This window comes from uncultured Campylobacter sp. (assembly GCF_938040115.1).
Classification (GTDB): Bacteria; Campylobacterota; Campylobacteria; order Campylobacterales; family Campylobacteraceae; genus Campylobacter_A.
Map to the genome: position 1 here is coordinate 1 of NZ_CALHXD010000181.1, position 4,605 is coordinate 4,605.

At 47.0% G+C, this 4,605-nt stretch carries 2 protein-coding genes; both read left to right on the forward strand.

The genetic code is table 11. From position 1 onward, the window contains the following. A partial coding sequence (gene rpoB / locus Q0314_RS06360) for a DNA-directed RNA polymerase subunit beta (RefSeq protein ID WP_298057604.1) occupies window positions 1–2,445 on the forward strand: 2,445 nt, incomplete at its 5' end. Then, window positions 2,438–4,605 (forward strand): DNA-directed RNA polymerase subunit beta' (gene rpoC, locus Q0314_RS06365; RefSeq protein WP_298057605.1); only part of this gene is annotated, 2,168 nt, incomplete at its 3' end. The genes rpoB and rpoC, both read left to right, overlap by 8 nt.

Below are 4,605 nucleotides of genomic sequence, written 5' to 3' on the forward strand. Positions count from 1 at the left end.
GTTCACCCGACTCACTACGGCAGAATTTGTCCGGTAGAGACTCCGGAGGGTCAAAATATCGGCCTTATCAACACGCTTTCGACTTACGCAAAGGTAAATAATCTAGGCTTCGTCGAGGCGCCGTATAAAAAGGTCGTAGATGGTAAGGTAACCGATGAGATCGTTTATCTAACAGCGACCCAGGAGGAAAATTTAGTTATCGCTCCGGCATCTACCGCGCTTGACGAAAGCGGATATATAGTAGAGGATTTGATCGAGGCTAGACAAGATGGCGAGATGATACTAGCTAAACGCGAGGACGTTAAGCTTATTGACCTTTGCTCCGGTATGATAGCTGGCGTTGCGGCATCGCTTATTCCGTTTTTGGAGCACGACGACGCAAACCGCGCCCTAATGGGATCAAACATGCAGCGCCAAGCGGTACCGCTACTTCGCTCATCCGCTCCTATCGTTGGAACTGGCATGGAGAGTACCGTAGCTCGCGACGCATGGGAAGCTATCAAGGCTAGACGCGCTGGAGTAGTTGAAAAGGTGGATAATAAAAACATCTTTATCCTCGGTGAAGACGAGGCGGGTCCATATATCGATCACTACTCTATGGAGAAAAATTTAAGAACCAACCAAAATACGACATTCTCCCAGCACCCTATCGTTAAAAAAGGCGAAAGCGTAGCGGCCGGGCAGATCATCGCCGACGGTCCGTCTATGGAGCGCGGCGAGCTAGCTATCGGTAAAAACGCCCTTATAGCTTTCATGCCTTGGAACGGCTACAACTATGAGGACGCGATCGTAATCAGCGAAAAAATGATCCGAGAGGATGCGTTTACGAGCGTGCATATTTATGAAAAAGAGATTGAAGCGCGCGAGCTAAAAGACGGCGTTGAGGAGATTACTAAAGATATCCCGAATATCAAAGAGGAAGATTTGCTTCACCTAGATGATAGCGGTATAATAAAAATCGGCACGCAGGTAAAACCAGGCATGATCCTAGTAGGTAAGGTTTCTCCAAAGGGTGAGGTTAAGCCGACGCCTGAGGAACGCTTGCTTCGTGCGATTTTCGGAGAAAAAGCCGGCCACGTGGTAAATAAATCCCTTTACGCGACTGCGTCAATGGAAGGCGTCGTAGTAGACGTTAAAATTTTTACTAAAAAAGGCCACGAAAAAGATAATCGCTCAAATAAAGTTTATGAAGAAGAAAAAGCGGCTTTTGAAAAAGAACACCACGATAGACTCTTGATGCTAGACCGCGAAGAGATGCTAAAAGTGGGCGCTCTGCTTTGCAAAACGCCTTTGAGCTCGGCTCAAACTATCGGTAAAAAAACCTATAAAAAAGGCGAGAAGATCGATAAAGAGGAGTTTGAAAACATCAACCGCTTTACTCTAAGCGCGATCGTTAAGGGCTTTTCAAAAGACGTTCAAAAATCATACGACGACATAAAAAATCATTTCCAAAACGAGAAGAAAAAGCTCAAAGAAGAGCATGACGCTAAGATGGAAATTTTAGAAAAAGACGATATCTTGCCAAGCGGCGTAGTTAAGCTCGTCAAAGTCTACATCGCGACCAAGCGCAAACTAAAAGTGGGCGATAAGATGGCGGGTCGCCACGGAAACAAAGGTATCGTCTCAAACATCGTTCCTGAGGTTGATATGCCGTATCTGCCGAGCGGTCAGCCGGTCGATATCGTGTTAAATCCGCTAGGCGTTCCTAGCCGTATGAATATCGGTCAAATTTTAGAAAGCCACTTGGGTCTTGTCGGCTACCGCTTGGGCGAGCAGATAAATCAAATTTTCCAAGAGAAAAAGGGCGAGTGGATAAAAGAGCTACGAGCCAAAATGATCGAGATAGCTTCGGCGTCTAAATTTATGGATGCTAAAAAGACTCTAGGTAAAATGAGCGACGAGCAGCTTTTAGACTACGCTAGAGACTGGGCTAACGGCGTCAAATTTGCCACGCCTATATTTGAGGGCGTTAGAGTCGATGAGCTGATGAAACTGTTTGAGCTAGCTAAGATCGATATGGACGGCAAGACCGAGCTTTACGACGGACGCACGGGCTCAAAGATTAAGGAGCGCGTAAACGTCGGATGTATGTATATGCTAAAGCTTCACCACCTAGTCGACGAAAAAGTCCACGCTAGAAGTACGGGACCATACAGCCTTGTTACTCAGCAGCCAGTCGGCGGTAAGGCGCTATTTGGCGGACAAAGATTCGGAGAGATGGAGGTTTGGGCGCTTGAGGCATACGGTGCGGCTCATACGCTTCGCGAGATGCTAACGGTCAAATCAGACGACGTCGAAGGACGCTTGTCTGCGTATAAAGCCCTAACAAGAGGCGAAAATGTGCCTGAAACCGGCATTCCTGAGACATTTTTCGTTCTAACAAACGAGCTAAAATCATTGGCGCTTGATGTCGAGATATACGATGAGGATGAAAATAATGAGTGAGTTAAAACCTATTGAGATAAAAGAAGAACGCAGACCGCGCGATTTTGAGGCGTTTCAGCTTCGTTTGGCGAGTCCTGAAAGGATAAAATCGTGGAGCCACGGCGAGGTCAAAAAACCCGAAACTATAAACTACCGCACGCTAAAACCTGAGCGCGACGGTCTATTTTGTGCTAAAATTTTCGGTCCGATCCGCGACTACGAGTGCCTTTGCGGTAAGTATAAAAAAATGCGCTACAAAGGCATCAAGTGCGAAAAATGCGGCGTCGAGGTAACTAGCTCAAAGGTACGCCGCTCCAGAATGGGTCATATCGAGCTCGTAACTCCGGTTGCGCATATTTGGTACGTAAATTCGCTCCCAAGCCGCATAGGAACGCTGCTTGGTATAAAGATGAAAGACCTTGAGCGCGTGCTTTACTACGAGGCGTATATCGTCGAGAGCGTGGGCGACGCGTTTTATGACACCGAAAATAGCAAAAAGGTAGAAATTTTCGATGTTTTAAACGAAGAGCAATACGTTTCTTTAGCTTCTCGCTTTGAAGAGGGCGGATTTAGAGCTAGGATGGGTGGCGAAGTGATCCGTGATTTGCTAGCAAATATCGATTTAGTCGAGCTTTTAAACACTCTAAAAGACGAGATCAGCGCGACAAATTCGGAAGCTAAGAAAAAAACTATAGTAAAAAGACTAAAAGTCGTCGAGAGCTTTTTAAATTCAGGCAACCGTCCTGAGTGGATGATGATTACGAATTTACCGGTCCTTCCGCCGGATCTTCGCCCGCTTGTGAGTCTTGATGGCGGTAAATTTGCGGTTTCTGATGTAAACGACCTATATCGCCGCGTTATCAATAGAAACGCGCGCTTAAAACGCCTTATGGAGCTTGACGCGCCTGAAATCATCATCAGAAACGAAAAGCGTATGCTTCAGGAGTCTGTCGATGCGCTATTTGACAACGGTCGCCGTGCAAACGCCGTAAAGGGTGCAAACAAACGCCCTCTAAAATCGCTTTCTGAAATTATTAAAGGCAAGCAAGGTCGCTTCCGTCAAAATTTGCTCGGTAAGCGCGTCGACTTTTCCGGTCGTTCGGTTATCGTCGTTGGCCCAAAACTACGCATGGATCAGTGCGGACTACCGAAAAGAATGGCTCTTGAGCTGTTTAAGCCGCATTTGCTAGCTCGCCTCGAGGAGAAGGGCTACGCTACGACCGTAAAACAAGCTAAGAAAATGATCGAGGATAAGACGAACGAGGTTTGGGAGTGCCTAGAGGAGGTTGTTAAGGATCACCCGGTTATGCTAAACCGCGCTCCGACGCTTCACAAACTATCTATCCAGGCGTTTCACCCGGTGCTTGTCGAGGGTAAGGCTATCCAGCTACATCCGTTAGTTTGCGCCGCATTTAACGCGGACTTCGACGGCGACCAGATGGCTGTTCACGTGCCGCTATCGCAGGAAGCTATCGCAGAGTGCAAAATTTTGATGCTTAGCTCGATGAACATCTTGCTTCCTGCAAGCGGTAAGGCTATCACCGTTCCTAGCCAGGACATGGTTTTGGGAATTTACTACCTAAGCCTAGAAAAGACCGACAGCAAGGGCGCTAATAAAATTTTCGCATCGGTAGACGAAGTAATGATCGCCGAGGAAGCTCATTGCCTAGAAGTACACTCAAAGATCAAAACCATGATCGACGGCAAGACGCTATTTACGACTGCGGGTCGTTTGATCATCCGCTCGATTCTGCCTGATTTTGTTCCTGAAAATATGTGGAATAGAGTCATGAAGAAAAAAGATATCGCAAATTTGGTTGATTACGTTTATAAAAACGGCGGCCTTGAGGTAACGGCGGGATTTTTGGATAAGCTTAAAAATTTGGGCTTCCGCTATGCGACAAAGGCCGGCATCTCGATCTCGATCGCCGATATCATCGTGCCTGATAGCAAGCAAAAATATATCAACGAAGCCAAGAAAAAAGTCCGCGAGATACAAAATCAATACGGCGCGGGCTTGCTAACGGACTCAGAGAGATACAATAAGATCATCGACATCTGGACGGATACAAACAACGTCGTCGCAGGCGAGATGATGAAGCTCATCCAGGGAGATAAGGGCGGATTTAACTCTATTTATATGATGGCCGATAGCGGCGCGAGAGGCTCTGCGGCGCAAAT